Source organism: Algibacter sp. YIN40, from assembly GCF_057219435.1.
Map to the genome: position 1 here is coordinate 585,719 of NZ_JBXVVC010000002.1, position 24,950 is coordinate 610,668.

Below are 24,950 nucleotides of genomic sequence, written 5' to 3' on the forward strand. Positions count from 1 at the left end.
AAAGATATTTTATTTTGAAGCTATCAAAAGAAGTTAAAACCTCCATTCTTGTAATTGCAGGAATTATCCTTTTCATTTTCGGGTTCAATTATTTAAAAGGACAAAATTTATTAGACTCATCGCGTACTTTCTTTACCGAGTATGATAATGTAGAAGGGTTAGCAATTTCTTCACCCGTTACTATTAGTGGGAATAATGTTGGTAAAGTCATCGATATTAGCTTTAAAAAAGATGGCTCTGGGAAATTATTAGTAAAGCTTTTAGTTGACAATGATTTTCAATTTTCTAAGAATAGCAAAGCAGAATTGTACGAAGCTGGTCTTATTGGAGGAAAAGCAATTGCTATTTTACCAGCTTTGGATAATGCAGAAAAGGCTCTTAGTGGTAGTAGCCTTGAAGGTTCTGTAAAAGCAGGATTAACCGAGCTTGTAAATCAAAAGCTTACACCGTTGCAAGAAAAAATTGAAAAGATGATGGTGAGTGCAGATTCACTTCTAGTTAATTTAAATGATGTTTTTGATGAACAAACTAAGTCGAATCTAAAATCAAGTATTGCAGGTTTAAATTCTACAATTCAATCTTTTGAAAACACATCAACTTCCTTAAATCAAGTTATTAAAGGAAATCAAGCAAATATTGACAGTGTTTTAACCAATGCTAATGAGTTGACTTCAAATTTGTCAAAAATCACAAATTCTATTTCTAAAAGTAATTTAGATAAAACGATTAATAATCTAGAATCATCACTTCAAAACTTCGATAAAATTTTAAAAAACCTAGAAGAAGGAGAAGGCTCTATGGGTAAGCTACTTAAAGATGATGCGTTATATAATAATTTGAAAGGCGTTTCGAAAGAAATGGAAGAATTGCTTCGCGATATTAAATTACATCCAAAGCGTTATTTCAGAATACTTTCTAAAAAGGAAATTCCATATAGCGAAGAAGAATCTAATTAGTGTTTATGGAATATTTACCAAATATACTTTTTGCTATAATTCTAATTTTTGGAGTTGGATATTTTGCAAGAAACGTCAAGAAGCTTTTTCGAAACATTAAGTTAGGGCAAGACATTGATGTTAGTGATAATAAATCGCAGCGTTGGAAAAACATGGCGTTGATTGCTCTAGGCCAAAGTAAAATGGTTCGTCGTCCCATTGCCGGAATTCTACACGTTATAGTTTATCTGGGCTTCATAATTATTAATATTGAAGTTCTAGAAATTGTTCTTGATGGCATTTTTGGAACACATAGAATCGGGTTAAAAGTATTGCCAGTATCTATATATGGTTTTTTAATTGGCGCTTTTGAAATTCTTGCATGTTTAGTATTTATTTCTGTTACCATTTTTTGGATTAGAAGAAACGTTATAAAATTGGCACGTTTCTGGAAAAGCGAAATGACAAGCTGGCCAAAAAATGACGGAAATTTCATTTTATATTTTGAAATGGTGTTAATGACGCTATTCCTTATTATGAATGCTACAGATAGTCATTTTCAAGCCATGAATTCTGGAAATGTAATTAGCCAGAATATACTGCCATTTTTTAATGGCGCTTCGGAAACAACACTTCATTTAATTGAAAGAAGTGCTTGGTGGCTGCACATTATTGGAATTTTAATATTTCTAAACTATTTATATTTTTCTAAACATTTACACATTTTATTAGCTTTTCCCAACACTTATTTTGGAAACTTAAAACCTAAAGGGCAATTCAATAATCTTGAGGCCGTTACCAAAGAGGTTAAAATGATGATGGATCCAAACGTCGACCCATTTGCTACACCAGCAGAAGGGGCAGATGATGAAGTTCCAGCTAAATTTGGAGCAAGTGATGTACATGATTTAAATTGGGTACAACTACTCAATTCTTACACATGTACTGAATGTGGTCGTTGCACCAGCGAATGTCCAGCTAACCAAACCGGTAAAAAATTGTCTCCGAGAAAAATAATGATGGACACTAGAGATCGCTTGGAAGAAGTCGGAAAGAATATTGATGCGAATAAAGGTGTATATAAAGAAGACGGTAAACAATTATTAGATAATTATATTTCTAGAGAAGAATTGTGGGCTTGTACATCTTGTAATGCCTGTGTTGAAGCTTGCCCAGTAAGTATCGACCCGTTATCAATCATTTTAGAAATGCGTCGTTATTTAGTTATGGAACAATCCGCAGCTCCATCGGAATTAAATAACATGATGACCAATATTGAAAATAATGGCGCACCTTGGCCTTATAACCAGATGGACCGATTAAATTGGAAAAACGAATAAACTAATATAATGAGCGAATTACTGAAAGTGCCAACCATGGCAGAATTTATGGCTCAGGGCAAAGAACCAGAAGTGTTATTTTGGGTTGGATGCGCAGGTAGTTTTGATGATAGAGCAAAAAAGATAACAAAGGCTTTTGTTAAATTGTTAAACAAAGCACAAGTAGAATTTGCTGTTTTAGGTACAGAAGAAAGCTGCACAGGAGATCCTGCAAAACGATCAGGCAATGAATTTTTATTTCAAATGCAAGCTGTAACCAATATTGAAGTACTTAATGCCTATGAAGTAAAAAAAATAGTTACTGCATGTCCGCATTGTTTTAATACTATAAAAAATGAATACCCTGGTCTTGGTGGTAATTATGAAGTGATGCATCACACCCAATTTTTAAAAAACTTGCTCGATGAAGGACGCTTAACGATAGAGGGTGGAAAATTTAAAGGTAAACGCATTACATTTCATGACCCATGTTATTTAGGACGTGCAAATAACGTTTATGAAGCTCCTAGAGAATTAATTCAGAAATTAGAAGCTGAGCTAGTGGAAATGAAAAATTGCAGACGTAATGGTTTATGCTGTGGTGCTGGTGGTGCTCAAATGTTTAAAGAGCCGGAAAAGGGAGATAAGGATGTTAATGTAGAGCGCACAGAACAAGCTTTAGATGTAAAGCCAGAAATAATAGCAGCGGGTTGTCCATTTTGTAATACCATGATGACAGATGGCGTAAAGGCTAAAGAGAAAGAAAGTGACGTTACTGTTATGGATATCGCTGAATTAATAGCTAATGCACAGGATTTATAAAATTCTGTTATCAAAACTTTTATTTATAATTCGTAAATCAAATTCATGTTAGTAGATTTCAATACGTTACCCAATGAATCTCGCGTTTGGATATACCAAGCCAATCGTTCATTTTCTGAACAAGAACTAGAAGAACTCAAATCGAAGCTCAACATATTTATTGAAAACTGGACTGCTCACGGTAGTGATTTGCAATCAGGTTATTCAATTGAATATAAGCGTTTTATCGTAATAGGATTAAATCAGAATTTAAACAACGCAACTGGTTGTTCTATTGATGCCTCAGTTCATTTTATTCAACAACTTGAAAAAGAATACAAAGTTGATTTAATGGATAAAATGAACGTGTCTTACAAACAAGGTGATTATGTTGCGTATAAATCGCTTACAGATTTCAGAAAAATGGCAAAAGATAAAGCCATTTCTAAAAAAACCATTGTCTTTAATAATTTAGTCAATAATATTGCTGAATTTAAAGAAAATTGGGAGGTGCCAGCAAGTGAAAGTTGGCATAGTCGATTCGTTAAATAGGTAACTTACAATTTTAAAAGTATACCTAAAAAAAACTTTCATATCTCAATTAGAATAATGATTTTTACACCTTGCAAAAAGTAAAAGTGCAATTATGGCGAACGATATTTTCCTATTAAATATATCTGGACAGGATAAACCTGGATTAACTTCAAATTTAACAGGTGTTTTAGCCGAATATGGTGCAAAAGTTCTGGACATAGGGCAGGCTAATATACACGACACTTTATCCTTAGGAATATTGTTTGAAATCCCGAAGGGTAAAAAATCGGCAGCTGTATTAAAGGATTTACTTTTTAAATCTTATGAATTGGGCATCAAGGCTAAGTTTACACCTATTACACTCGAAGACTATGAGAATTGGGTTGGACTTCAGGGGAAAGATCGCTATATCATAACTATTTTAGGTGAAAAACTTGCTGCTGAGCAGATATCTGAGGTTACTAAAGTAATTTCAGAAAGAAATATGAATATTGATTCTATAAAAAGGCTTACTGGGCGTTTATCACTTGTAAAGGAGGAAGAATACCCAAGAGCATCTATACAATTATCTATAAGAGGAAAAATAAAAAACAAAGCTGAATTTACTGAAAAATTTATGCAGATTTCTCATGATTTAGATGTTGATATTGCATTTCAAGAAGATAATATTTTTAGAAGAAACAGGCGCTTAGTTTGTTTTGATATGGATTCAACGCTCATTCAAACAGAGGTTATTGATGAATTGGCTGAATTAGCAGGTGTTGGCGACGAGGTAAAAGCTATTACTGAAGCTGCAATGCAAGGAGAAATAGATTTTAATGAAAGCTTTAAAAGGCGTATGAAACTCCTTAAAGGGTTAAGTGAAGATGTATTGCATGATGTCGCAATCAATCTGCCAATCACCAAAGGAGCTAGAAGACTTATTGACACCTTGAAAAGTTATGGATTTAAAACAGCAATTCTATCAGGTGGCTTTACTTATTTTGGGCACTATTTACAAAAAGAGTTGGGTATGGACTATGTGTATGCCAATCAATTGGAAATTAAAGATGGTGTGTTAACAGGAGGTTATCTTGGTGAGATTGTTGACGGTAATAAAAAAGCAGAGTATCTGCAAGAAATTGCAAAAAAGGAAGGTATCGATATTAGTCAAACCATAGCGGTTGGCGATGGAGCTAATGACCTTGCTATGCTTAATTTAGCAGGTTTAGGCATCGCTTTTCATGCAAAACCAACAGTAAAAGATAATGCACAAAGTTCTATATCGAGTATTGGATTAGATGGCGTACTATATTTGTTGGGTTATCATGATAGACATATCGACCTAATAGAATAGTCTTTTATCATTAAAATATTGTTTATAAGCTTCTTTATAAAACTATCTTAAAGTCTTTCTATCTTCTTTTTAAAAGTATTATTTTGGCATGATTATTAGTATTACAAGAGTGTACTAATACATAATGAATTTATTTTATGCGCCCATTCTTTTTATTAAGCTTCGTTTTTTCAACAATATTTTCAGGTTTTAGTCAAAATAATACAAATCCGCTTATAGCTAGTGATAAAGAATCACAGCAAAAATGGGTTGATAGTGTCTATGCATCACTGAATATGAAGGAACGTGTAGGTCAGCTGTATATGGTTCAAGTGATGTCTAATCAAGATGTAAAATCAAAAAATGCATTAATTAAGTTAATTAGAGAACATCATATTGGCGGGATTATATATTCAAACGGTGGCCCCGTGCGTCAAGCAACTTTAAATAATGAAATGCAACATCTCTCCAAAACACCTTTGCTTATTGGAATGGATGCCGAATGGGGTTTAAGCATGCGTTTAGATTCAACTTATGCATTCCCATGGAATATGACTTTAGGAGCCATAAAAGACAATAAATTAATTGAGAAAGCAGGAAAACATATTGGCGAACATTGTAAAAGGCTAGGTGTTCATTTCAATTTTGCTCCAGTAGTAGATATTAACACGAATCCGAAGAACCCAATTATCGGTAACCGTTCTTTTGGAGAAGATAGAGACAATGTGACTGAAAAGGCGTCAGCTTTCATGAAAGGTATGCAAAGTGCTGGTGTTTTGGCTAATGCCAAACATTTCCCTGGACATGGAGATACAGAACAAGATTCACATCATACATTACCAACAATAAGTTTTAATGAAAAGCGTATTGATTCCATAGAACTTTATCCTTATAGGCAATTAATAAAAGAAGGGCTTTCAAGTGTAATGGTGGCGCATTTAAATGTTCCTAGTTTAGAGTCAAGAGAAGGCTATCCTTCTTCTTTATCAAAACACATTGTTACAGATATTTTAAAAGAAAAACTAGGATTTCAAGGTCTTATTTTTACAGATGCTTTGACAATGAAAGGTGCTGCAGATTTTAGTGAAACTGGAGAAATAGATTTAGCAGCTTTTAAAGCAGGAAACGATGTAATGCTTATGTCGGAAGATGTAGGTATTGGCATTTCAAAAATAATGAAGGCTATAAATAATGATGAAATTAAAGAATCGCGATTAGAAAATTCTGTAAAAAAAATACTTCAAGCAAAGTATAAAGTAGGTTTAAATAATTATGAGCCTATTGGACTTTATAATTTAGTTGAAGATTTAAACAGGCTTCAAGATGATTTACTCTATGAAGATCTCATTGAAAATGCCATTACCATTGTAAAAAACAAAAGTGAATTAGTGCCATTTCGTCAATTAGAAACAAAATCTATTGCTTATGTAAAACTTGGTGACGATAGCGGCTCAGTATTTTTTAACGAGCTAAAAAAGTATTCAAAAGTACATCAAATTTATTCTAACAATTTTACCGAGTTGACAAAGAAACTACAGCCATATAATACAGTTGTAATAGGTCTACATCGTTCAAATAAAAGCCCATGGAAAGGCTATAAATTTACTAAGGAAGAATTGACATGGATTGATGAAATTGCGGAAACACATAAAGTTGTTTTGGATATTTTTGTTAAGCCTTATGCACTAATAGATATAGAAAATTTAGTGAATATTGAAAGTGTGATTGTTAGCTATCAAAACAGCGAGATTGCTCAGAAGAAATCAGCACAAATTATATTCGGAGCCATTCCATCCAGAGGGAAATTACCCGTTTCTGCTGGTCAATTTTTTAATATTGGTGATGGTATTGAAAACAGTGCTATAAACCGATTGAGTTACGGATTACCAGAACAAGTTGGAATGAATTCAGAAAGATTAAAACGAATTGATTCTGTTGCCAATGTTGCTGTTAATGGAAAAATGACCCCAGGAATTCAATTATTAGTCGCGAGGAAAGGTAAAGTTATATACAACAAAAATTTCGGCAAACATACTTATAAAGGAAATGAGAAAGTAAGTAGCGACGATATTTATGATGTTGCATCTTTAACAAAAATATTAGCAACTTTGCCGCTTTTAATGGAATTAGAAGAGCAGGGTATTGTATCATTAGATAGTAAATTACCCGAATTATTACCTGAATACGAAGGCTCAAATAAAGAAGATATAACCATAAAACAAATGCTCTCTCATTATGCCCGATTACGTCCTTGGGAGCCTTTTTATTATAGAACTTTAGATTCAATTACAAAGAAACCTAGTGGTGATTATTATAGAAATCAAAAAACCGCTAGATTCAATATAGAAGTTTCTAAAAACTTATTCTTGAGGTCAGATTATCAAGATTCTATTCAAGAAATCATTAAAGAGTCCGAGCTTCTTGATAGACTTAGATATAGATATAGTGACTTTCCATATTACATATTAAAGAAATTTATTGAGCATCATTACGACAGAACATTAGAAGAATTAGTGCAGAACCATTTCTATGAATCATTAGGGGCAAATAATACCCTGTATAATCCATATCATAAAATCAGTAGTAAAAAAATTATTCCAACTGAAGTTGATGATTATTATAGGTATCAAGAGGTACATGGTTATGTGCACGATATGGGGGCGGCAATGCAGAATGGAATAGGTGGACATGCCGGAGTATTTAGTAATGCAAATGACGTGGCAAAGATAATGCAGATGTTTTTGCAAAAAGGTTTTTATGGTGGTAAGCGTTATTTTAAAACGGAAACCATGAATAAATTTAACACCTGCTATTATTGTGAAAAAGACAATAGGCGAGGTATAGGTTTCGATAAACCCCAGTTAAGTGATACTGGCCCAACATGTGGTTGTATTTCTATGACAAGTTTTGGACACTCTGGTTTTACCGGAACCTATGCTTGGGCAGACCCAGAAGAGGAAATAGTTTATGTGTTTCTAGCAAATAGGACATATCCAAAAGCTGGGAAAAATTTGCTGTTAAGAGAAAATATTAGAACAGAAATACAACGCTTAATATACGAAGCGATAGAAGATTAATTATGAGAATAGGAATTGTTTGTTATCCCACTTTTGGTGGAAGTGGCGTTGTTGCTACAGAACTAGGAATTGAGTTGTCAAAACGTGGTCATGAAATACATTTTATCACATATAATCAACCGGTTAGGCTAGAGTTACTTAGTAATAATGTACATTATCACGAAGTAAATGTGCCTGAATATCCATTATTTCATTACCAGCCATACGAACTAGCTCTATCAAGTAAATTGGTAGATATGGTTAAATTGCACAAAATAGAAATTCTCCACGTACATTATGCCATCCCCCATGCATATGCAGCTTACATGGCAAAAAAAATGCTACAGGAAGAAGGTATTTATGTGCCAATAGTTACCACATTGCATGGAACAGATATTACGTTAGTTGGGAGCCATCCTTTTTATAAACCAGCGGTTACTTTTAGCATTAATAAATCGGATGCTGTAACGGCTGTGTCTAGTAGTTTAAAAGAAGATACTTTACGTTTATTCGATATAAAAAATGATATTCATGTCGTTCCAAATTTTATCGATTTAGAGAAATATAATCACAATTTTACAGACTGCCAGCGTGGAATGATGGCGAATGATAACGAAAAAATTATTACGCATATTAGTAATTTACGACCAGTAAAACGTGTGCAAGATGTTATAAGTATATTTTATAATATTCAAAAAGAAATTCCCGCTAAACTCATGTTTATAGGGGAAGGGCCAGAAAAGGAAAACATAGAATTGCAATGTCAAGAATTAGGTATTTTGGATAAGGTTATATTTTTTGGAAGAAGTAACGAAATTGATAAAATTCTTTGTTTCAGCGATTTATTTTTATTGCCATCACAAACTGAAAGTTTTGGACTAGCAGCTTTAGAAGCTATGGCGTCGGGAGTTCCAGTTATTTCAAGTAATACAGGAGGTATTCCAGAAGTAAATAAACAAGGCGTTTCAGGATACTTAAGCGATGTTGGAGATATTGAAGATATGACTAAAAACGCCTTATATATTTTGAGTGATTATGCGCGCTTAAAATCATTTAAATCGAATGCTAGAAATGAATCTCTAAAATTTGATTTGCATGCCATTGTACCACAATATGAAGCTATTTATGAAGACACCTTAACAAAGTGTTTGGTACTTTAATTTTTGATGTAAGTTATTTTTTTATTATATAATATTTTTTAAAAATTAGATAGATAAAACGCAAGCTATTAACTCGCGTTTATATTTATTATTAAGGATATAATGGGTGTTGCTATTTTGTTAATGGTGAATGATGCTCGTGAACCATTTTCCATTCACCCTTTGTTTTAACAAATAACAAAGTAATTAGATTATTAATTGTACCAATTCCCTTCACTTCAAAATCTGAGATAAAAGTTACATTAGCTACATTTCTATGATATAAAGCAATATTTAAAGTATTTTCTATATAGGCAAATTTCTCAACCGTGTAATTACCAAAAAGAGCACGTTCATGTTCTTCATTACCCTCACTATCAGTAAGAAATCCATTACCTTCAGCATCGTAGTTAAATTCGGTAAACTTTGGACCATAGGCATGGAAAGAAATAAGTTCATCCATGTTTTCTGCTCCTGTTCCAGAATTTGCCATTATAGTTGCTCCAATAGCCCCAAAAGTTGCGTAAACCTCTAGTTGTGCAGCTGAAGCCGAACTTGGGTCAAATTCAGAAAGAATATTGCTAGGTTTGTCCCCTGTTGATGGTAAAATCGTCAAAGGAGAATGATGTTCGTGCACCATTTTCCATTCACCCTTTGTCTTAACAAATAATAAAGTAATTAGATTATTGACTGTTATTTCACCAAGTGGATAAGTATCTAATACAAAATCTGAAATAAAGGTTAAATTAGCTACATTCCCATAATATACAGCAACTTTCAAAGTTTCTGGGAGAGCAGCAAATCGTTTAACTCCTCCAGGTTTTACTATTTCACCAAATAACATACGTTCATGTTCTTCATTACCTTCACTATCCGTAAGAAATCCATTACCATTGAAATCATAATTAAATTCAGTAAACATGGCATCATAATCATGAAAAGAGATAAGCTGATCCATATATTCAGAATCTGCTCCAAGTCCGGCTCCTTTTGTTATACTTGTTGCAATGGCCATAAAAGTTTTTAAGACCTCTGCTTGTGCATCTGGATATTCCTGGTTAATTACGCTGCCACCGTTTCTCGATGCTAAATGAGTTGCTAATTCAGCTTCTTGTCCAGATACAGTAGCTTGATTAATATCACTACAAGCTGTAATGAATAAGGCAAGAATAATAATAACAGTTAATTTTAAAATTGTTTTCATAACATTATATTTAAATGATTAATAGCTTCAGACATTTTTGTTATAAATGACTGATTTTGATTATACAACAAAGCTATTGTGAAACTTAACTAACGTTATGGACTATTTTTTCAAAAACTAGGACTAATTCCAAAATATTAAGAAAGTTGCGTAACGTTGTTATCCTGAAATTTTGGATTAATAAAATGTAATATAGATTACTATTTCTTGGAGATAGCACTAGGTGCAGAGCCATATTCTTCCTTAAAAGCACGACTAAAATAGGAAGGGTCGTTAAATCCTACTTCGTAAGCCACTTCAGAAATTGTTTTGTTGGTAGTTTGAATTAATTCTTTTCCCTTTTGGAGTCGAATAGACCGAATAAACATGGCTGTAGATTTATCGCTAGTGGCTTTTAATTTTCGATATAATTGTGATTCGCTAAAGTGTGATTTTTGTGCTAGTTGGAAAGGACCAAAATCAGTTTGTATAATATTGTCATGTATTATCTTAATGATCTTCTCAAGAAACTTAGTTTCAGAATTTTTGACATTCTTGTTTAGCAAGCTCTCTATGCCAGTCTTCTCAAATTTGCTCAACATTTTTTTTCGCAAAAGGATTAACTGTTCAATACGCGTTAATAATTCTTTTTTCTCAAACGGTTTGGTTATATAGGCATCTGCACCATGCGAAAGTCCAGTAAGTCTATCTTCAAAAGTAGCTTTAGCAGTGAGCATGATGATTGGAATGTGATCTGTGAGCTCATCGGTTTTTAAATGTTTACATACCTCAAAACCATCTTTTTCTGGCATCATCACATCACTAATTATAATATTAGGAATTTTTTCTAGAGCCATCTCAATGCCTATTGCGCCATTAGTAGCGTGCAAGATTTGAAAGTTTTCAATTAAACAAGTCTTTATATAATGAGCAACATCCTTATTATCTTCAATAATAAGTACCAACGGAAGATTCTCATCAGAATTATTTATTGAAAGAGTATTTTCTGATACTATTGTTGCAACATTTGCTTTAGTAATTAATGAATTTGATATGAGTTCTGAATCATTCATTAAATCTGCATTGTTAGTAATTGGAATTGTAATTCTGAAAACGCTGCTTTTTCCTAGTGTGCTATCCACATTAATGGAGCCGTTCATTAACTCTAAAAAATCCTTTACTAAAGCTAAACCAATGCCAGTACCTTTTTGTAGTTTGGATGACGAGTTATCTACTTGATAGAATTTATCGAAAATATGCAATTGTTCTTCTTTAGAAATTCCTAAACCGTTATCTATAATTTTTATTTCGATATAATCAGTATTATGATCTTCGATCTTTTTCATATGCACGTTTACTTCACCATTTTCTGAAGTGAATTTTATAGCATTAGAGAGTAAATTGGTAATAATTGCTGTAAATTTATTTGCATCTATATCCATTTTAAGATGCTCTACATCACTGTGAACGGAAAAATTAATTCCTTTTTCTTCAGCAAGCGAATGAAAACTTTGAGATAGATATTTTGCAAAAGGAATAATATCAGCCTGAACTAAATTCAAATCCATATTACCACTTTCAATTTTTGCTAGATCTAGCATTTCATTAATTAAATGCATTAGGCCATCACTATTACGATCAATGATCTCTAATGAATTTTTAATATCGTCATGCTGACTGTTTTTTAAGTTTGATTTAATAGTACTGGTCATACCTTTTATTACGGTAAGTGGCGTTCTAAATTCATGTGTAATATTGGTAAATAATGCATTTTTCAAATTGTTAATCTCATTAAGCCTTTTTCTTTCTGATTCAGCCATTCTTCGAGAAATCACAAAATATATTATAGCTGATAAAAGTACTAACAGCCCAATTGTTAAAATTAAATTCTTTTCGCGATTCTTTTTGTGTATACCTTCTTCATAAGCGATATTTAATAACTCCTTTTCCTTGGCTTGAGCTATACTATCTGCAACTAATTGATTATTAAAAACAATAGATTGAATTTCTGTTCTTGCCTTATCTTTTTTTTCGTCGTTAATAGCAATTTGATATTTTTCAAAATAATCGAGAGCAATTGCAGGACGATTTAATTTTTTATTGACTTCATAAAGGCTTTTAAAAAGACCAGATTCAAGTTTCCAATTATTAACTTTATTGATTTTCAGGCATTCTTCACATTCTTTTAAAGCTTTAGTGTAATTTTTAAATCCATAGTCTATTTGACATTTCCACAGCTGAATTTTCATTAAAAAATCTCTTTCGTATTTTGGAATAGGATATTTTTCTGTAACTGCTATATATTCATTTAAATATTTAGCTGCTTCTCTAAATTGTTTCTCGATTATATATATTTCAACAAGTTTACCTGTTCCAACATTTGCATATTGTTCCAAGTTTAACGCCTTTGATAATCTAATAGCTTTTTTCCAGTATTCAATTGATTTTGGAAGATCACCCAATTTATGATAAATCTCTCCTAAATTACCATTGGCTGCCGAAACACTTTTTTTTATTTCATGTTTTTCGCTTAATTCTAAATGTTTTAAATGATATTTTTCAGCCTCCTTATAGTCGCCCAAATCCCTGTAAATAAAACCTTGATGCACTATACTCCAACCTTCATTTAATGGATCCCCTAGTTCCTTGTAAAGCTTTTCGGATTTTTGTAATGTTTTAAAAGAATTGGTGTAATCTTCGTATTTTGAATACATATACCCCAAATCAAATAGTTTTTCGGCATAAAGGAATCTGTCTTTGTTTTTTTTTGCTAATTCTAATCCTTTAGTATAGATTTTTTCTCCAGTTTCAAATTCTTTAAGCTCAAAATGAATTTCACCAATTAATGTGCTGGCTTCAATTTCAAATTGAAGATTCTTCTTCTTTTGGGCTAAATTGAGCATTTGTTTACTTAAAACAAGAGCACTGTCTATTTTAGTAAGTAGATAATACTTTTGAACCAAATCAATCATAGAATTAAATCTAATTGAATCATTTAGATTTAAATTATTCCATGTGCTATAAAGAGTTTCTTTTTCTTTTTGTGCAGATGCTTTAAAAAGGAATAATAGAGCGAGTATGAATGTAAAGTACAATTTCATTCTAAAACTAAAATATCATTTTTTTCTTTCAAAATCAAATTGTTAAATTTGATTTTAAGGTATAAAAAAAGCGTCAATTAAGACGCTTTTAAATATATAAACTTATTTTCTAGAATAACTAGAACTGATATCTAAGCCCTAAAGCAATATCGAAATCTAAATCATCATTAAAATCTCCAAAACCAATTTCTGGTCTAAAATCTAGAGAAATTAATAAAGGAATATCAAAATCGTATTCAATACCAATATCACCAGCGGCAAAGAAAAAAGTTTCACTATTACTTCCTACATTTGGAACATTAACATCATAAGAACCTAATCCGCCACCAGCACCAACGTACCAGTTAAAACCTTGATCTAAAGGAAATACCCATTGGTATAAACCAGCAATTTTAAAACCATCATAATTATTGCCATCTCTCCAACCTAAATCAATTTCTAATCGATTATTGTCACCTAAGGCACGCTGGTAAGAGATTTCAGCTCCAAAACCATCACTGTCTCCTAAACGTAAACCTAGTGCATTGTCAGCTATAGCCTGAGCATTTGAAGTAAATGCAAATCCAATTAATGCAATTGATAATAAAAATAATTTTTTCATAAAGTTAAATTTTTGTTTGTTTTAAAAATAGACACTTTGTCTATAAATACGTCACTTTTTGTAATTCAGATTACTTTTACAAAAATAACGCCAAAAATGTATTTATATTTAACTTCTTTTTACATTTATCAACATTTAAATTTTAAATGAGCTTATCATCACATTTACAAGGATTAAGTAAACTACTTTTAGGAGAATTATATTATGACGATTTAATAAAAGTACTTTATGCTACAGATGCGTCAGTTTATAGAGTACTTCCACTAGCCGTTGCTTATCCAAAGAATAGTGAAGATATAAAACACCTTATTCAGTTTGCTAAAATCCACAAGACATCTTTAATACCAAGAACTGCGGGGACATCATTGGCAGGACAATGCGTTGGAGAGGGTATTATAGTTGATGTTTCTAAATATTTTACAAAAATTATTGAAGTAAACGAAGCAGAACAAACAGTTACAGTTCAACCAGGCGTCGTGCGTGATGCTTTAAATAATTACCTAAAGCCGTATGGCTTATTTTTTAGTCCAAACACTTCAACGTCTAATAGATGTATGATAGGAGGTATGGTGGGTAATAATTCATCAGGTACCACATCTATTCAATATGGTGTTACAAGGGATAAGGTGTTAGATATGCATACCATTTTAAGTGATGGTAGCGAAGTTTCCTTTGGTGAATTAACTTCTGAGGCCTATAAAGGTAAGATGAAACACAAATCTTTAGAAGGCAGTATATATAAGACCATTTATGATGAGCTGCATTCTGAAGAAATTCAAAGACAAATATTAGATAACTTTCCTAAACCGAGTATTCATAGAAGAAATACCGGATACGCAATTGATGAATTGATTTATTCTGACATTTTATCCGATTCTTTGGAGCCTTTTAACATGTGTAAGCTTCTTTCAGGAAGCGAAGGGACACTCGCGTTTACTACTCAAATTACTTTAAAGCTGGACAAGTTACCACCGTCAGAATCTATTATGATAGCAGCTCATTTCGAAAGTGTCGAAAGTTGTATGAGTTCAGTTGAAATAGTTATGAAACATAATTTGTACACTTGCGAGATGATGGATAAAACCATTTTAGACTGTACAAAACATAATAAGACTCAAGAGGAAAATCGCCATTTTATAGTTGGAGACCCAAAGGCTATCTTGATGTGCGAGGTAAAAGCGAATACGTCAAAAGCGGTTGAAGCACTTGCGGTAAACCTTGTGCAAGACATAAGGAAATCTGGGTTAAGCTATGCTTATCCAAAGTTAACTGGTACCGGTATTAATAAAGCTATGGACCTGCGTAGTGCTGGTTTAGGATTATTAGGTAATATTATTGGCGATAAAAAAGGTGTTGCCTGTATAGAAGATACTGCGGTTGCCTTATCAGATTTGGCTGATTATATTTCAGAGTTTACTGCATTAATGAAGTCGTATAAACAAGATGCCATTTATTATGCGCATGCTGGTGCTGGCGAAATTCACTTAAGACCCATTTTGAATTTAAAAAAAGTTAAAGATGTTGATTTATTTCGAAAAATAACAACAGATGTAGCACATTTAGTAAAAAGCTATAAAGGTTCCATGAGTGGCGAACATGGAGATGGTATTGTGCGTTCGGAGTTCATAACAATGATGATTGGTGAAGAAAATTATCAAATATTAAAACGTATAAAAAACACATTTGATGCTGATAATATTTTCAACCCTGGAAAAATTGTTGATGCCCTATCCATGGATGAATTTTTGCGTTATCAAGTAGGTAGAGAAGAGCCAAAAATTGAAACGATTTTAGATTTTTCCAAATCCCAAGGGATATTACGTGAGGCTGAAAAATGCAATGGTTCAGGAGATTGTAGAAAACTACCTGAATTTGGAGGAACCATGTGTCCGAGTTATCGCGCAACAAGAAACGAAAAAGATACCACACGAGGACGTGCTAATGCTTTGCGAGAATTTCTGACCAATTCTGATAAGGTAAATAAGTTCAATCATAAAGAATTAAAAGAAGTTTTCGATTTATGTTTAAGCTGTAAAGCATGCGCTAGTGAGTGCCCAAGTAGTGTAGATGTTGCAAGCTTAAAAGCTGAATTTCAGTATCAATATCAAAAAGAAAATGGGGTTGATTTTAAAGACAAAATATTTGCTAAATCAACTCAATTTAACAAGTTGTTTTCTAAAGGGCCAAAAATCCATAATTTTTTGCTTCAAAATAGGACAACTTCATTTTTAATAAAAAAAACTCTTGGTATTCACCAGAAAAGAAGCATGCCCAAGGTAACAAAATCTTTCAAATTTAGATATTCAGGAAAACAAAAAGACAATCTTGCAACTCCGATAAAAACTATATATCTATATGTTGATGAATTCATAAATTATTTGGAATCTGAAATAGCTATTGATACGTTAACTTTGTTGGAAGCTTTAAATTATAAAGTAATTCCAATACATAAGTTAGAGAGTGGACGCTCTTATATATCTAAAGGGTTATTGGAGCAAGCAAAGAGTTTAGCTAATACTAATGTATCTGAATTAAAAAATGTAATCTCGAAAGAAACACCGTTAATTGGTATTGAGCCTTCAGCTATTTTAACCTTTAAAGATGAATATCTAAAATTAGCAGATGACAAAGTTTCAGCAGAAAATATAGCGAATCATACATTTTTAATTGAAGAATTTATTCAGCAAGAAATTAAGCTTGTAAATATAAATTCAGAGCAATTTACACTACGAGAAAAAACCATTAAATTTCATGGGCATTGTCATCAAAAAGCAATGAGTAATCAATTATCAAGTTTTTCAGTTTTGAACCTTCCAAAAAATTATAAAGTAACTATCATCCCTAGTGGCTGTTGTGGTATGGCAGGAAGCTTTGGGTATGAAAAAGAACATTATGAAGTGAGTATGCAAATAGGAGAGCAGGCTTTATTTCCGGCTGTTAGAAAGGCTTCTGATGATGTTATTATCTCTGCAAATGGGACAAGTTGCAGGCACCAAATAAAAGATGGCACACAGAGATTAGCAAAACACCCAATTACTATTTTGAAGGAGGCTTTAATTTAAAATCTTATAACCTTACCATTATTAAGTAATTCTTTAGCTTCTTTCCATTTGGGTAATTCGGAAGCATCAATAGTAATTGTTCTAATTTCTTTTGAAATTTCTTTACTTCTTCTCATGGCTTTTAAATGTGCTCCACTCGTTGCAAAGGTTCTCATATCGCCTAAGTTATCCCAGAGCGTCATTGTATAATGTTTTGTCCAAAACCCAGTGTTTTTTAGTTTTCGACAATTAGTTAATTTTAATTGTCTAACAATTTTTAAGGAAATGATGGACAAAACAAAAAACTTAAAGGGGTTTTTTAATTCTATGGATGTTATTGTTACTTTCATAAATAGTATTTATAAAACCTATTCTAAAAAAATAGAATATTGATAAAAGGTCTAAATTGTGTAACTTAATTTTTAACTATACCTCCCAGTTATCAATGATTTTATCTGTCATATGTTTGTTTTTTTCTTTAAAAGCAGTAATTAACTCAAACTTAGTTCGCGGAACTTCTTCAAAATCTAAAGCATTAATTATTTCTGATGTTGGAACCGTATCTCTCCCGCTTTTTACCATACCATTTGCAAAACAAGCAGCCATTGGCTTACCATTTCTCATTATTTTTTGTTCAAAATAAAAAAAAGTATCATCAACGTACGAAACTCTTGTATACACTTTAGCTTTTTGAAACATTTTCAGAGGTCTGTAGAATTGAACACTTATAGCTTGATTTGGAAAAAACCATTTGTTTTTTGTGGCGATTTTAAAAAAACTAGATCGTACCATAAATTCTGCACGCCCCATTTCAAACACAGTCATAATTGCGGCATGATTCATTACAGAAACATCTATATCGGTAACCCAAACTCTAAAATTTAAAATAAAAGTATCAGAGGATTTAATCTTGCTTTTAAATTTAGCAAGGAATATTACAAGAAGTAATTTTATCCATCTCATTTTTATATTTTTTGACTCTTAATAACATAGAAGATAACAAAAATTAGTGTATGCTATTATAGCATAATATTATAAAAATTTCTTTTACCCAATAGCTTTTAAACAACTTTATTTTGGGTGCTATTTTCTAAAAAACCTTTATTTTAGCCAAAAATTCAAATTATGGCTGGTAACTCCTACGGTAAACTATTTAATTTAACGACATACGGCGAGTCTCATGGACCAGCTTTAGGAGGTGTAATTGATGGTTGCCCGTCTGGAATTACATTAGATTTAGATGCTATTCAAAACGAATTAAACAGAAGAAAACCTGGACAATCTGCTATTGTAACTCAGAGAAAAGAACCAGATACGGTCAAATTTTATTCAGGTATTTTTGAAGGTGTGACCACCGGAACTTCCATTGGTTTTGTAATTGAAAACACCAATCAGAAGTCACACGATTACTCGCATATAAAAGATAGTTACAGACCAAGTCATGCCGATTACACATACGATAAAAAATATGGAGTAAGAGATTATCGTGGCGGCGGACGTAGTTCTGCTCGCGAAACAGCTTGTCGTGTTGTAGCTGGTGCAGTAGCGAAACAAATGCTCAAGGGCATAGAAATTACTGCTTATGTTTCAGGAGTGGGTACCATGAAATTAGATAAACCATATACCGAGCTTGACCTCACTAAAGTAGAATCTAATATTGTGAGATGTCCAGACCAAGATGTTGCATCAAAGATGGAATCTTACATCAAAGAAGTGCGTGGTAAAGGCGATACCGTTGGTGGTATAGTGAGTTGTGTTATAAAAAATGTTCCTGTCGGTTTAGGCGAACCTGTTTTCGACAAATTACATGCAGAATTAGGTAAAGCAATGCTTTCTATTAACGCTGTAAAAGGGTTTGAATATGGTAGCGGTTTTCATGGAAGCACTATGTACGGAAGTGACCATAATGATTCATTTAATAGTGATGGTACAACAAAAACTAATTTTTCAGGAGGTGTACAGGGAGGTATTAGTAACGGAATGGATATATATTTTAACGTAGCCTTTAAACCCGTTGCAACACTTATTCAGAAGTATGAAACTATTGATAAGGAAGGTAATACTGTTGAAATGCAAGGAAAAGGAAGACATGACCCATGTGTTGTTCCACGTGCCGTGCCTATTGTTGAAGCGATGGCGGCATTGGTTTTAGCAGATTTCCATTTGATTAATAAGGTTTATTCATAAACACACATACTATGTTTTTGGTGTTTAAAAAATTAATCAATTAGTTATTTACTTTTTTAAATCAAGTTTTTCAGCAAAATAATCACAAAAATCTTTCATGGTTGCTGTCATTTTATCATCCTGTGTGGCTCTATTAAATGTATCACTCATTGCAACTAATGTTTGATGAAAAAATTGTTTCATTTCATCCACTGGCATATCTTTAGTCCACAAATCAATTCGCAAAGTTTCTTTAGTTTTAGCATCCCAAACTGCAAGCATCATAGCTTTTGCTTCTTCGTTTGTAATACCTCCATCTTCCGCTGTCCAATGTAGTTTTTCAGGGACCCGATTTGCATCAAGTTCAACATTTAATTCAATTTTAGAGGTTCTATTATCTGCCATTATTTATGTGGTTTAAACTTCGATTTATTAAAAATTTCGTTTGGAGTTTTTAATAACATTTCCTTTAAAGAAACATCATTATTATTCATATAAGCCCTTACTATTTGCCATCCTATATACTGACCTAACTGTCCTGGTGATTCACTATCAATTTCTTCTAAATAAAACTTAGAAAACGGGGCTGGATTTATAAATCTACCTAGTAATTTTGAATCGGTACTATATAATAATTCGCGTTCTACAAAGTATCTCCAAATATAACTCTCGTTTGTTTTTGCCCAATCTAATTGCTGCGGAGTATAGCCTATGCGTTCTGATTCATCTATAAACGGAATAACCATATCCTTAAAGTAAAGTTGTTTTCCAAAATAGATCATTTCATCTAACAAGGTTTTCTTAGTTCCTTGGTAAGTATATTTTTTTGCATACTCGGTTGCTAAATCAACTACAATTTGTTCTTTCCTTAAATTGGCAACTATATAATTTTGAATACCACCATAAAACTCATGGTCACTACCTAAATAAGTGTCAAGAGAGATTAAGGCGATGGTATCTGTTACAATAACTTTATTTCTATAATCGACCATAGAAGTAGTAGTAATAACTCGTGGTGGATTAAACTCCGGAAAGTAATATTCCAGATGACTGCACAACAATTCAATCTCATTTTCTGTTTCATCAATATTTGAAAACACTTTTTCTACTTCATCAAATAATTGTAACTGTAAGGTGTCATTCATTTTAGCAATCCAAAAAGAATCGGCATACTTTTCAGAAAACATAAAGGGATATGCTTTCTTAAGTTTCGGTAAATCATTTACAGTAGAGTTTGCAAAAATAGCTTCGAAGCGCTCAATTTTTACATCAGTCTTAATTTCAGTAATTTCTTTTTGTATCGCACTATCATCTTTACAAGAAAACAGCATAAAAAAAACGATAAAAAAACATAATAAATGTTTCATATAAAACTTAGACGTCATAAATTTTTATTAATTGAGTGATTCGTTTATTTTTGTTTGCAAAGGTACTATTCTTAGAATTAAATTCATTTAATATGCAAACAGAAAAAGTTGTTGATCACATAGTTAATTGGCTAAAAGATTATGCTATAAATGCAGGTGTAAATGGATTTGTTGTTGGTATATCTGGAGGTATCGATTCGGCAGTTACTTCAACTTTATGCGCTAAAACAGGGTTAGAAGTTTTATGCATTGAAATGCCTATACACCAAGCAGAAAGTCATGTATCGAGGGCACAAGAACATATTTCTCAATTAAAAGGACGTTTTAAAAATGTTACAGATACTCGAACTGACTTAACGCCAGTTTTCGAAGAGTTTAAAACGGAAGTATCTCTAGATGGTGACCAAGCAATTGTAGATATGGCTCTAGCCAATACGAGAGCCCGATTAAGAATGACAACGCTTTATTATTATGCTGGTCTTAAAAAATTATTAGTTGCAGGAACTGGTAACAAAGTTGAAGATTTTGGTGTTGGTTTTTATACTAAGTATGGCGATGGTGGTGTGGATTTAAGTCCTATTGCCGATCTGCTAAAATCTGAAGTTTATGCGATTGGAAAACATGTAAAAGTTCCAATAAGTATTATGAATGCGGCGCCTAGCGACGGGCTATTTGGAGATACCAGAAGTGACGAGGACCAAATTGGCGCCTCCTACCCAGAACTTGAATGGGCAATGGCCATGGATGATACCGGAAAAACTGTTATAGATTTTACTGGACGTGAAAAAGAAGTGTTTAAAATTTACAAGCGTTTTAACACTGCCAATAATCATAAAATGATCCCTATCCCTATCTGCGATATTCCTACGAATTTGAGGTAATTATTGCGATATTATCATTAATTTCCTATATTTACGCATAGCTTATAACTCTCTATATCTTAGTTAATCTCTCAAGTGATTAAGATTTAAAAAAAGCTTAAAAAATTATGATAAAATTATTAATAGCAGATAATCACCCGATTATCAGAAAAGGGCTTGAATTGCTTTTTTCAGCGTCTTCTAGCATTGAAATTGTAGGAAGCGTAGACGATGGCGAAGCCATCTTGGAGTTTATTAAGAGAACTCCTGTAGACATTATTCTAACCGAAGTTAATTTCCCAAAATTAAACGGGCTTACGGTTTTAAGACATTTAAAAACGGAGTATCCAGACATTAAAACTATTATTTTTAGTGGTGAACCAGAAGAGGTTTACGCTATCAATGCTATAAAAGCTGGTGCTTCTGGGTATGTTTCGAAATCTGTTAACATTATTGCTATTAGCGAGGCTATAATGAAAGTAGCTGAAGGTGGTATTTACCTGAGCAATGAACTTACGCAGCAACTTGCTTTTGGGACTAAAATGAGCAGGTCTGGTAGATTTTATAAGAAATTATCGACCAGAGAAGCAGAAGTATTAAAGCTTTTAACAATCGGTAGAAAAAACAAGGAAATTTCTAAGGAGTTAGACATTAACGAAAAAACTGTTAGTACCTATAAAGCGCGATTAATGCGAAAACTTAAGGTTACTAATTTGGTAGATTTAGTTAATCAAGCTAAACTTAGAACCGCCGAGTTATAGAACACGGTTAAGTTTCCTGGAAAGCAGCATTTTTAAACTAGAATAATCTTTTACTTCCTCTAGAATATTTTTATTGGAATCATTAATATTATGCATAGTTTCTTGCTGAAATTCTTTCACCTTTTGATCTATTAAAAAGCATCTAAGACTTAAAATAGTTTCACTTACTAATTGGGCAACGCTGTGATTTTTTCCTTTGGGAAATATATTCATACGTTCCCAGTTATCTAATGCATAACGCTCATCTTCCATTAAGATATTTGTTATTTCATTAGCCATATTTTGGTCTACTGAATTAACAAAAGTCCTCAATTCAAAATCTGGATTCTGATTAAGCGTATCAATAACCGTGTAATAAAGTGTTTTAAACTTTTCATTAGTGAATTCCATTTCATCATCTTGCAAATCCAAAAATATTTTCTCAAAAACTTTGGTTTGATGAATTACAGGCTCTAATATAAGTTCGCCCTTTTCGTTTTCTTTTAGAACTAAATCCTCAAAATCTTCTGTTTTATTTCCATAAAGCAACAAGACTTCTATTATTTTTTGTTCTAAAACATATTGAACATCAACTTTTTTTAAAGGTTGTTGATGTTTAACGACTTGAAAGGCTTTTTGTTCTTTTTTATTATGTTTGTTTTCTTCGTTGGACTCCTTTTTACTTATTTGGGCTAAGGTTGAAAAAAGAACTTCCTCACTAATATCCATGATTCTTGCACACTCCTGAATATAAACCTCTTTTTTTATACGGTCTGGAATTTTTGAAATGCTATTCACAATATCCCGAATCGTTTCCGCTTTTTTTATAGGGTCATTTTTAGAATCTTCAAAGAGTATAGATGCTTTATACTGAATAAAATCTCGGGCGTTCTCATCAAGATATAATGACAACTCTTCTAAAGTATTCTTTTTTGCAAAACTATCTGGATCTTCATCATCTGGAATTGTACATACCTTAACATTCATACCCTGTTCCAAAATCAAATCAATCCCACGAAGTGACGCTCTCATTCCAGCTGCATCTCCATCAAAAAGTACCGTAATGTTTTTGGTAAGCCTGTTTATAAGTCGGATTTGTTCTGAGGTTAACGCCGTTCCAGAAGAGGACACGACATTATTAATACCTGTTTGATGAAATTGAATAACATCGGTATAACCCTCAACTAAATAGCAGTTATCTTCTTTTGCTATACTTTGCTTTGCATGATAAATACCGTATAAAACTTTACTCTTATGGTAAATATCACTTTCTGGGGAGTTTACATATTTGGCAGCTTTTTTATCGGCAATAAGAATACGTCCACCAAAACCTAGTACACGTCCACTCATACTTTTTATAGGAAACATGACGCGTCCTTTAAAGCGATCGAATCGCTTATCTTCCTTTACAATGGTTAATCCTGTTTTCGATAAATAATCAATGTTGTAACCCTTTTTTAAGGCTTCATCAGTAAAAGCTTGCCACTCATTAAGTGAATATCCTAAGTTGAATTTTTTAATTGTCTCGTCTGTAAATCCGCGTTCTTTAAAATAGCTTAAACCTATAGATTTTCCCTGATCTGTTTTATGTATTATATTTTGAAAATAGTTGTTAGCAAACTCACTCACTAAATAAAGGCTTTCACGTTCATTTGCTTGCTCTTTTTGCTCGTTAGTTTGTTCGGTTTCTTCTATCTCAATGTTATATTTTTTAGCTAGATATTTGATAGCTTCGGGGTAAGTAAAATGTTCGTGCTCCATTAAAAATGCAACAACATTTCCGCCTTTACCACTCGAAAAATCTTTCCAGATTTGTTTAACTGGCGACACCATAAAACTTGGAGAACGCTCGTCGCTAAATGGGCTGAGTCCTTTAAAATTACTCCCAGCCTTTTTTAATTGTACAAAATCACCAATAACCTCCTCTACACGGGCGGTTTCAAACACTTGATCTATAGATGTTGGTGATATCAAATTGAGATATTTATAAGAGAATGTAAATGTAATATAAAATAACACATATCTCAATAGCTTGTTGTTGGAGTTAATATAATCTTTGAAAGAATATGCAATATTAAATTAAGGAATTCAAACTTATTTCTGGCACAATAATATTAAAACTGCAATGCACAGCTCTATACAGAAGGGTATTTACTTATTCGCTATCTTTGGTTACAAGCCCATTTATTTTGAAATAAGACTAAAAACAGGAGATTTAAATTATGTTATATTTAATTAGCGGAGCATCGAGAGCAGGTAAAACATTGATTGCAAAAAGGATATCTGAGCAAGTTGGAATCCCTTATCTTTCACTTGACTGGCTAATAATGGGCTTTACAAATGGTATTCCGGAATACGGAATAGATGATATGCTATTCCCAGATGATATAGCTAAGAGGTTTTGGAGCTTTTTGAAAGCTATGTTAGAAAACATGATATATGAAGACCTTAACTATATTATAGAAGGAGAAGCTATGCTTCCAGAATTAATATCTGATGTATTAAAGAAATATCCCGATAAATTAAAAATATGTTTTTTAGGTTTTACTGATATAGATGTAAATGAAAAAGTAAAAGAGGTAAAGGAATTTAGTAACTCTAAGAACGATTGGTTAAGTGATAAATCGAATGAATATATAACAGATCACATCCAAAACATGGTTGCTCATAGTGTTCAAATAAAGAAATCTTGCAAAAAAAATAATATCAAGTATTTTGATACGTCTAAAAATTTCCCGCGAGCTATTGAAGGTGCTGTAAATTATTTTATCCACGCAGAAAATCTTTAAAAG

20 protein-coding genes are annotated in these 24,950 nt (G+C 32.4%); 12 read left to right on the top strand and 8 right to left on the bottom strand.

Annotation, left to right across the window (positions count from 1 at the left end; translation table 11 throughout):
* Positions 1 to 14 precede the first annotated feature (14 nt).
* From AC2D6V_RS10345 to bshA, 7 genes are all read left to right on the top strand, one after another.
* Positions 15 to 956, top strand: coding sequence for an MlaD family protein (locus tag AC2D6V_RS10345; RefSeq protein ID WP_484648070.1), 942 nt, complete (start codon positions 15 to 17; stop codon positions 954 to 956).
* Between the two features lie 5 nt (positions 957 to 961).
* On the top strand, positions 962 to 2,275 hold the full coding sequence (locus AC2D6V_RS10350) for a 4Fe-4S dicluster domain-containing protein (protein ID WP_484648071.1): 1,314 nt from the start codon (positions 962 to 964) through the stop codon (positions 2,273 to 2,275).
* Positions 2,276 to 2,284: 9 nt separating this feature from the next.
* Positions 2,285 to 3,076: a (Fe-S)-binding protein gene (locus AC2D6V_RS10355; RefSeq protein WP_484648072.1), complete on the top strand. Its 792-nt coding sequence runs from the start codon at positions 2,285 to 2,287 to the stop codon at positions 3,074 to 3,076.
* Between the two features lie 45 nt (positions 3,077 to 3,121).
* Positions 3,122 to 3,607 carry an ABC transporter ATPase gene (locus tag AC2D6V_RS10360; RefSeq protein ID WP_484648073.1) on the top strand — a complete coding sequence of 162 codons (486 nt, stop codon included), beginning with the start codon at positions 3,122 to 3,124 and terminating at the stop codon, positions 3,605 to 3,607.
* Positions 3,608 to 3,701: 94 nt separating this feature from the next.
* Positions 3,702 to 4,925 carry a phosphoserine phosphatase SerB gene (gene serB, locus AC2D6V_RS10365; protein ID WP_484648074.1) on the top strand — a complete coding sequence of 408 codons (1,224 nt, stop codon included), beginning with the start codon at positions 3,702 to 3,704 and terminating at the stop codon, positions 4,923 to 4,925.
* A 137-nt stretch (positions 4,926 to 5,062) separates the two neighbouring features.
* Positions 5,063 to 7,981 (top strand): serine hydrolase domain-containing protein, encoded by a 2,919-nt coding sequence (locus AC2D6V_RS10370; RefSeq protein WP_484648075.1) that lies wholly within the window; start codon positions 5,063 to 5,065, stop codon positions 7,979 to 7,981.
* A 2-nt stretch (positions 7,982 to 7,983) separates the two neighbouring features.
* Positions 7,984 to 9,120 (top strand): N-acetyl-alpha-D-glucosaminyl L-malate synthase BshA, encoded by a 1,137-nt coding sequence (gene bshA, locus AC2D6V_RS10375; protein ID WP_484648076.1) that lies wholly within the window; start codon positions 7,984 to 7,986, stop codon positions 9,118 to 9,120.
* A 112-nt stretch (positions 9,121 to 9,232) separates the two neighbouring features.
* Here the strand turns inward: bshA and AC2D6V_RS10380 are convergent, their stop codons facing one another.
* The 3 genes from AC2D6V_RS10380 to AC2D6V_RS10390 all read right to left on the bottom strand — a co-directional run bounded on the left by AC2D6V_RS10380 (position 9,233) and on the right by AC2D6V_RS10390 (position 13,984).
* Positions 9,233 to 10,303 (bottom strand): nuclear transport factor 2 family protein, encoded by a 1,071-nt coding sequence (locus AC2D6V_RS10380; RefSeq protein WP_484648077.1) that lies wholly within the window; start codon positions 10,301 to 10,303, stop codon positions 9,233 to 9,235.
* A gap of 200 nt (positions 10,304 to 10,503) precedes the next feature.
* Positions 10,504 to 13,383, bottom strand: a complete 2,880-nt coding sequence (locus AC2D6V_RS10385) for an ATP-binding protein (protein WP_484648078.1) — start codon at positions 13,381 to 13,383, stop codon at positions 10,504 to 10,506.
* Between the two features lie 118 nt (positions 13,384 to 13,501).
* Complete coding sequence (locus AC2D6V_RS10390; RefSeq protein WP_484648079.1) at positions 13,502 to 13,984, bottom strand: hypothetical protein; 483 nt, start codon at positions 13,982 to 13,984, stop codon at positions 13,502 to 13,504.
* 146 nt (positions 13,985 to 14,130) lie between these two features.
* On the opposite strand from AC2D6V_RS10390, the gene AC2D6V_RS10395 reads away from it, so the two are divergent.
* Positions 14,131 to 17,046, top strand: coding sequence for an FAD-binding and (Fe-S)-binding domain-containing protein (locus AC2D6V_RS10395; protein ID WP_484648080.1), 2,916 nt, complete (start codon positions 14,131 to 14,133; stop codon positions 17,044 to 17,046).
* Here AC2D6V_RS10395 and AC2D6V_RS10400 read toward each other — a convergent pair.
* Entirely contained in the window at positions 17,043 to 17,375 is a 333-nt protein-coding gene (locus AC2D6V_RS10400) for a DUF3291 domain-containing protein (protein ID WP_484648081.1), read from the bottom strand. The two genes, AC2D6V_RS10395 and AC2D6V_RS10400, sit on opposite strands and share 4 nt — an antisense overlap.
* Before the next feature lie 76 nt (positions 17,376 to 17,451).
* Complete coding sequence (locus AC2D6V_RS10405; protein WP_484648082.1) at positions 17,452 to 17,988, bottom strand: acyl-CoA thioesterase; 537 nt, start codon at positions 17,986 to 17,988, stop codon at positions 17,452 to 17,454.
* A gap of 162 nt (positions 17,989 to 18,150) precedes the next feature.
* Here AC2D6V_RS10405 and aroC point away from each other — a divergent pair, with 162 nt between their 5' ends.
* Complete coding sequence (gene aroC / locus AC2D6V_RS10410) at positions 18,151 to 19,212, top strand: chorismate synthase (RefSeq protein ID WP_484648083.1); 1,062 nt, start codon at positions 18,151 to 18,153, stop codon at positions 19,210 to 19,212.
* A 48-nt stretch (positions 19,213 to 19,260) separates the two neighbouring features.
* Here aroC and gldC read toward each other — a convergent pair whose 3' ends face one another.
* Positions 19,261 to 19,596, bottom strand: coding sequence for a gliding motility protein GldC (gene gldC / locus AC2D6V_RS10415; RefSeq protein ID WP_484648084.1), 336 nt, complete (start codon positions 19,594 to 19,596; stop codon positions 19,261 to 19,263).
* Positions 19,596 to 20,558 (bottom strand): gliding motility lipoprotein GldB, encoded by a 963-nt coding sequence (gldB, locus tag AC2D6V_RS10420; protein ID WP_484648085.1) that lies wholly within the window; start codon positions 20,556 to 20,558, stop codon positions 19,596 to 19,598. Before gldB ends, gldC begins: the two co-directional genes overlap by 1 nt.
* A gap of 92 nt (positions 20,559 to 20,650) precedes the next feature.
* Here gldB and nadE point away from each other — a divergent pair, with 92 nt between their 5' ends.
* Together nadE and AC2D6V_RS10430 are read left to right on the top strand one after the other, a co-directional pair.
* Complete coding sequence (nadE, locus tag AC2D6V_RS10425; protein WP_484648086.1) at positions 20,651 to 21,439, top strand: NAD(+) synthase; 789 nt, start codon at positions 20,651 to 20,653, stop codon at positions 21,437 to 21,439.
* Between the two features lie 107 nt (positions 21,440 to 21,546).
* Entirely contained in the window at positions 21,547 to 22,179 is a 633-nt protein-coding gene (locus AC2D6V_RS10430) for a response regulator (RefSeq protein WP_484648087.1), read from the top strand.
* Here the strand turns inward: AC2D6V_RS10430 and dnaG are convergent.
* Positions 22,174 to 24,132: a DNA primase gene (dnaG, locus tag AC2D6V_RS10435; protein ID WP_484648088.1), complete on the bottom strand. Its 1,959-nt coding sequence runs from the start codon at positions 24,130 to 24,132 to the stop codon at positions 22,174 to 22,176. The genes AC2D6V_RS10430 and dnaG overlap by 6 nt on opposite strands.
* Positions 24,133 to 24,380: 248 nt before the next feature.
* On the opposite strand from dnaG, the gene AC2D6V_RS10440 reads away from it, so the two are divergent.
* A complete protein-coding gene (locus AC2D6V_RS10440; protein ID WP_484648089.1) occupies positions 24,381 to 24,947 on the top strand; it encodes a hypothetical protein in 567 nt (188 codons plus the stop codon).
* Positions 24,948 to 24,950 lie beyond the last annotated feature (3 nt).

What these genes read in the sequence shown, in the direction of transcription:
- AC2D6V_RS10350 (WP_484648071.1), top strand. Translation starts at nt 962, where the DNA reads ATGGAATATTTACCAAATATACTTTTTGCTATAATTCTAATTTTTGGA.
- bshA (WP_484648076.1), top strand. Translation starts at nt 7,984, where the DNA reads ATGAGAATAGGAATTGTTTGTTATCCCACTTTTGGTGGAAGTGGCGTT.
- gldC (WP_484648084.1), bottom strand. Translation starts at nt 19,596, where the DNA reads ATGGCAGATAATAGAACCTCTAAAATTGAATTAAATGTTGAACTTGAT.
- AC2D6V_RS10395 (WP_484648080.1), top strand. Translation starts at nt 14,131, where the DNA reads ATGAGCTTATCATCACATTTACAAGGATTAAGTAAACTACTTTTAGGA.
- AC2D6V_RS10440 (WP_484648089.1), top strand. Translation starts at nt 24,381, where the DNA reads ATGTTATATTTAATTAGCGGAGCATCGAGAGCAGGTAAAACATTGATT.
- AC2D6V_RS10380 (WP_484648077.1), bottom strand. Translation starts at nt 10,303, where the DNA reads ATGAAAACAATTTTAAAATTAACTGTTATTATTATTCTTGCCTTATTC.
- AC2D6V_RS10405 (WP_484648082.1), bottom strand. Translation starts at nt 17,988, where the DNA reads ATGAGATGGATAAAATTACTTCTTGTAATATTCCTTGCTAAATTTAAA.
- gldB (WP_484648085.1), bottom strand. Translation starts at nt 20,558, where the DNA reads ATGAAACATTTATTATGTTTTTTTATCGTTTTTTTTATGCTGTTTTCT.
- AC2D6V_RS10370 (WP_484648075.1), top strand. Translation starts at nt 5,063, where the DNA reads ATGCGCCCATTCTTTTTATTAAGCTTCGTTTTTTCAACAATATTTTCA.
- AC2D6V_RS10385 (WP_484648078.1), bottom strand. Translation starts at nt 13,383, where the DNA reads ATGAAATTGTACTTTACATTCATACTCGCTCTATTATTCCTTTTTAAA.
- AC2D6V_RS10400 (WP_484648081.1), bottom strand. Translation starts at nt 17,375, where the DNA reads ATGAAAGTAACAATAACATCCATAGAATTAAAAAACCCCTTTAAGTTT.
- AC2D6V_RS10360 (WP_484648073.1), top strand. Translation starts at nt 3,122, where the DNA reads ATGTTAGTAGATTTCAATACGTTACCCAATGAATCTCGCGTTTGGATA.
- AC2D6V_RS10390 (WP_484648079.1), bottom strand. Translation starts at nt 13,984, where the DNA reads ATGAAAAAATTATTTTTATTATCAATTGCATTAATTGGATTTGCATTT.
- AC2D6V_RS10430 (WP_484648087.1), top strand. Translation starts at nt 21,547, where the DNA reads ATGATAAAATTATTAATAGCAGATAATCACCCGATTATCAGAAAAGGG.
- AC2D6V_RS10355 (WP_484648072.1), top strand. Translation starts at nt 2,285, where the DNA reads ATGAGCGAATTACTGAAAGTGCCAACCATGGCAGAATTTATGGCTCAG.
- aroC (WP_484648083.1), top strand. Translation starts at nt 18,151, where the DNA reads ATGGCTGGTAACTCCTACGGTAAACTATTTAATTTAACGACATACGGC.
- nadE (WP_484648086.1), top strand. Translation starts at nt 20,651, where the DNA reads ATGCAAACAGAAAAAGTTGTTGATCACATAGTTAATTGGCTAAAAGAT.
- serB (WP_484648074.1), top strand. Translation starts at nt 3,702, where the DNA reads ATGGCGAACGATATTTTCCTATTAAATATATCTGGACAGGATAAACCT.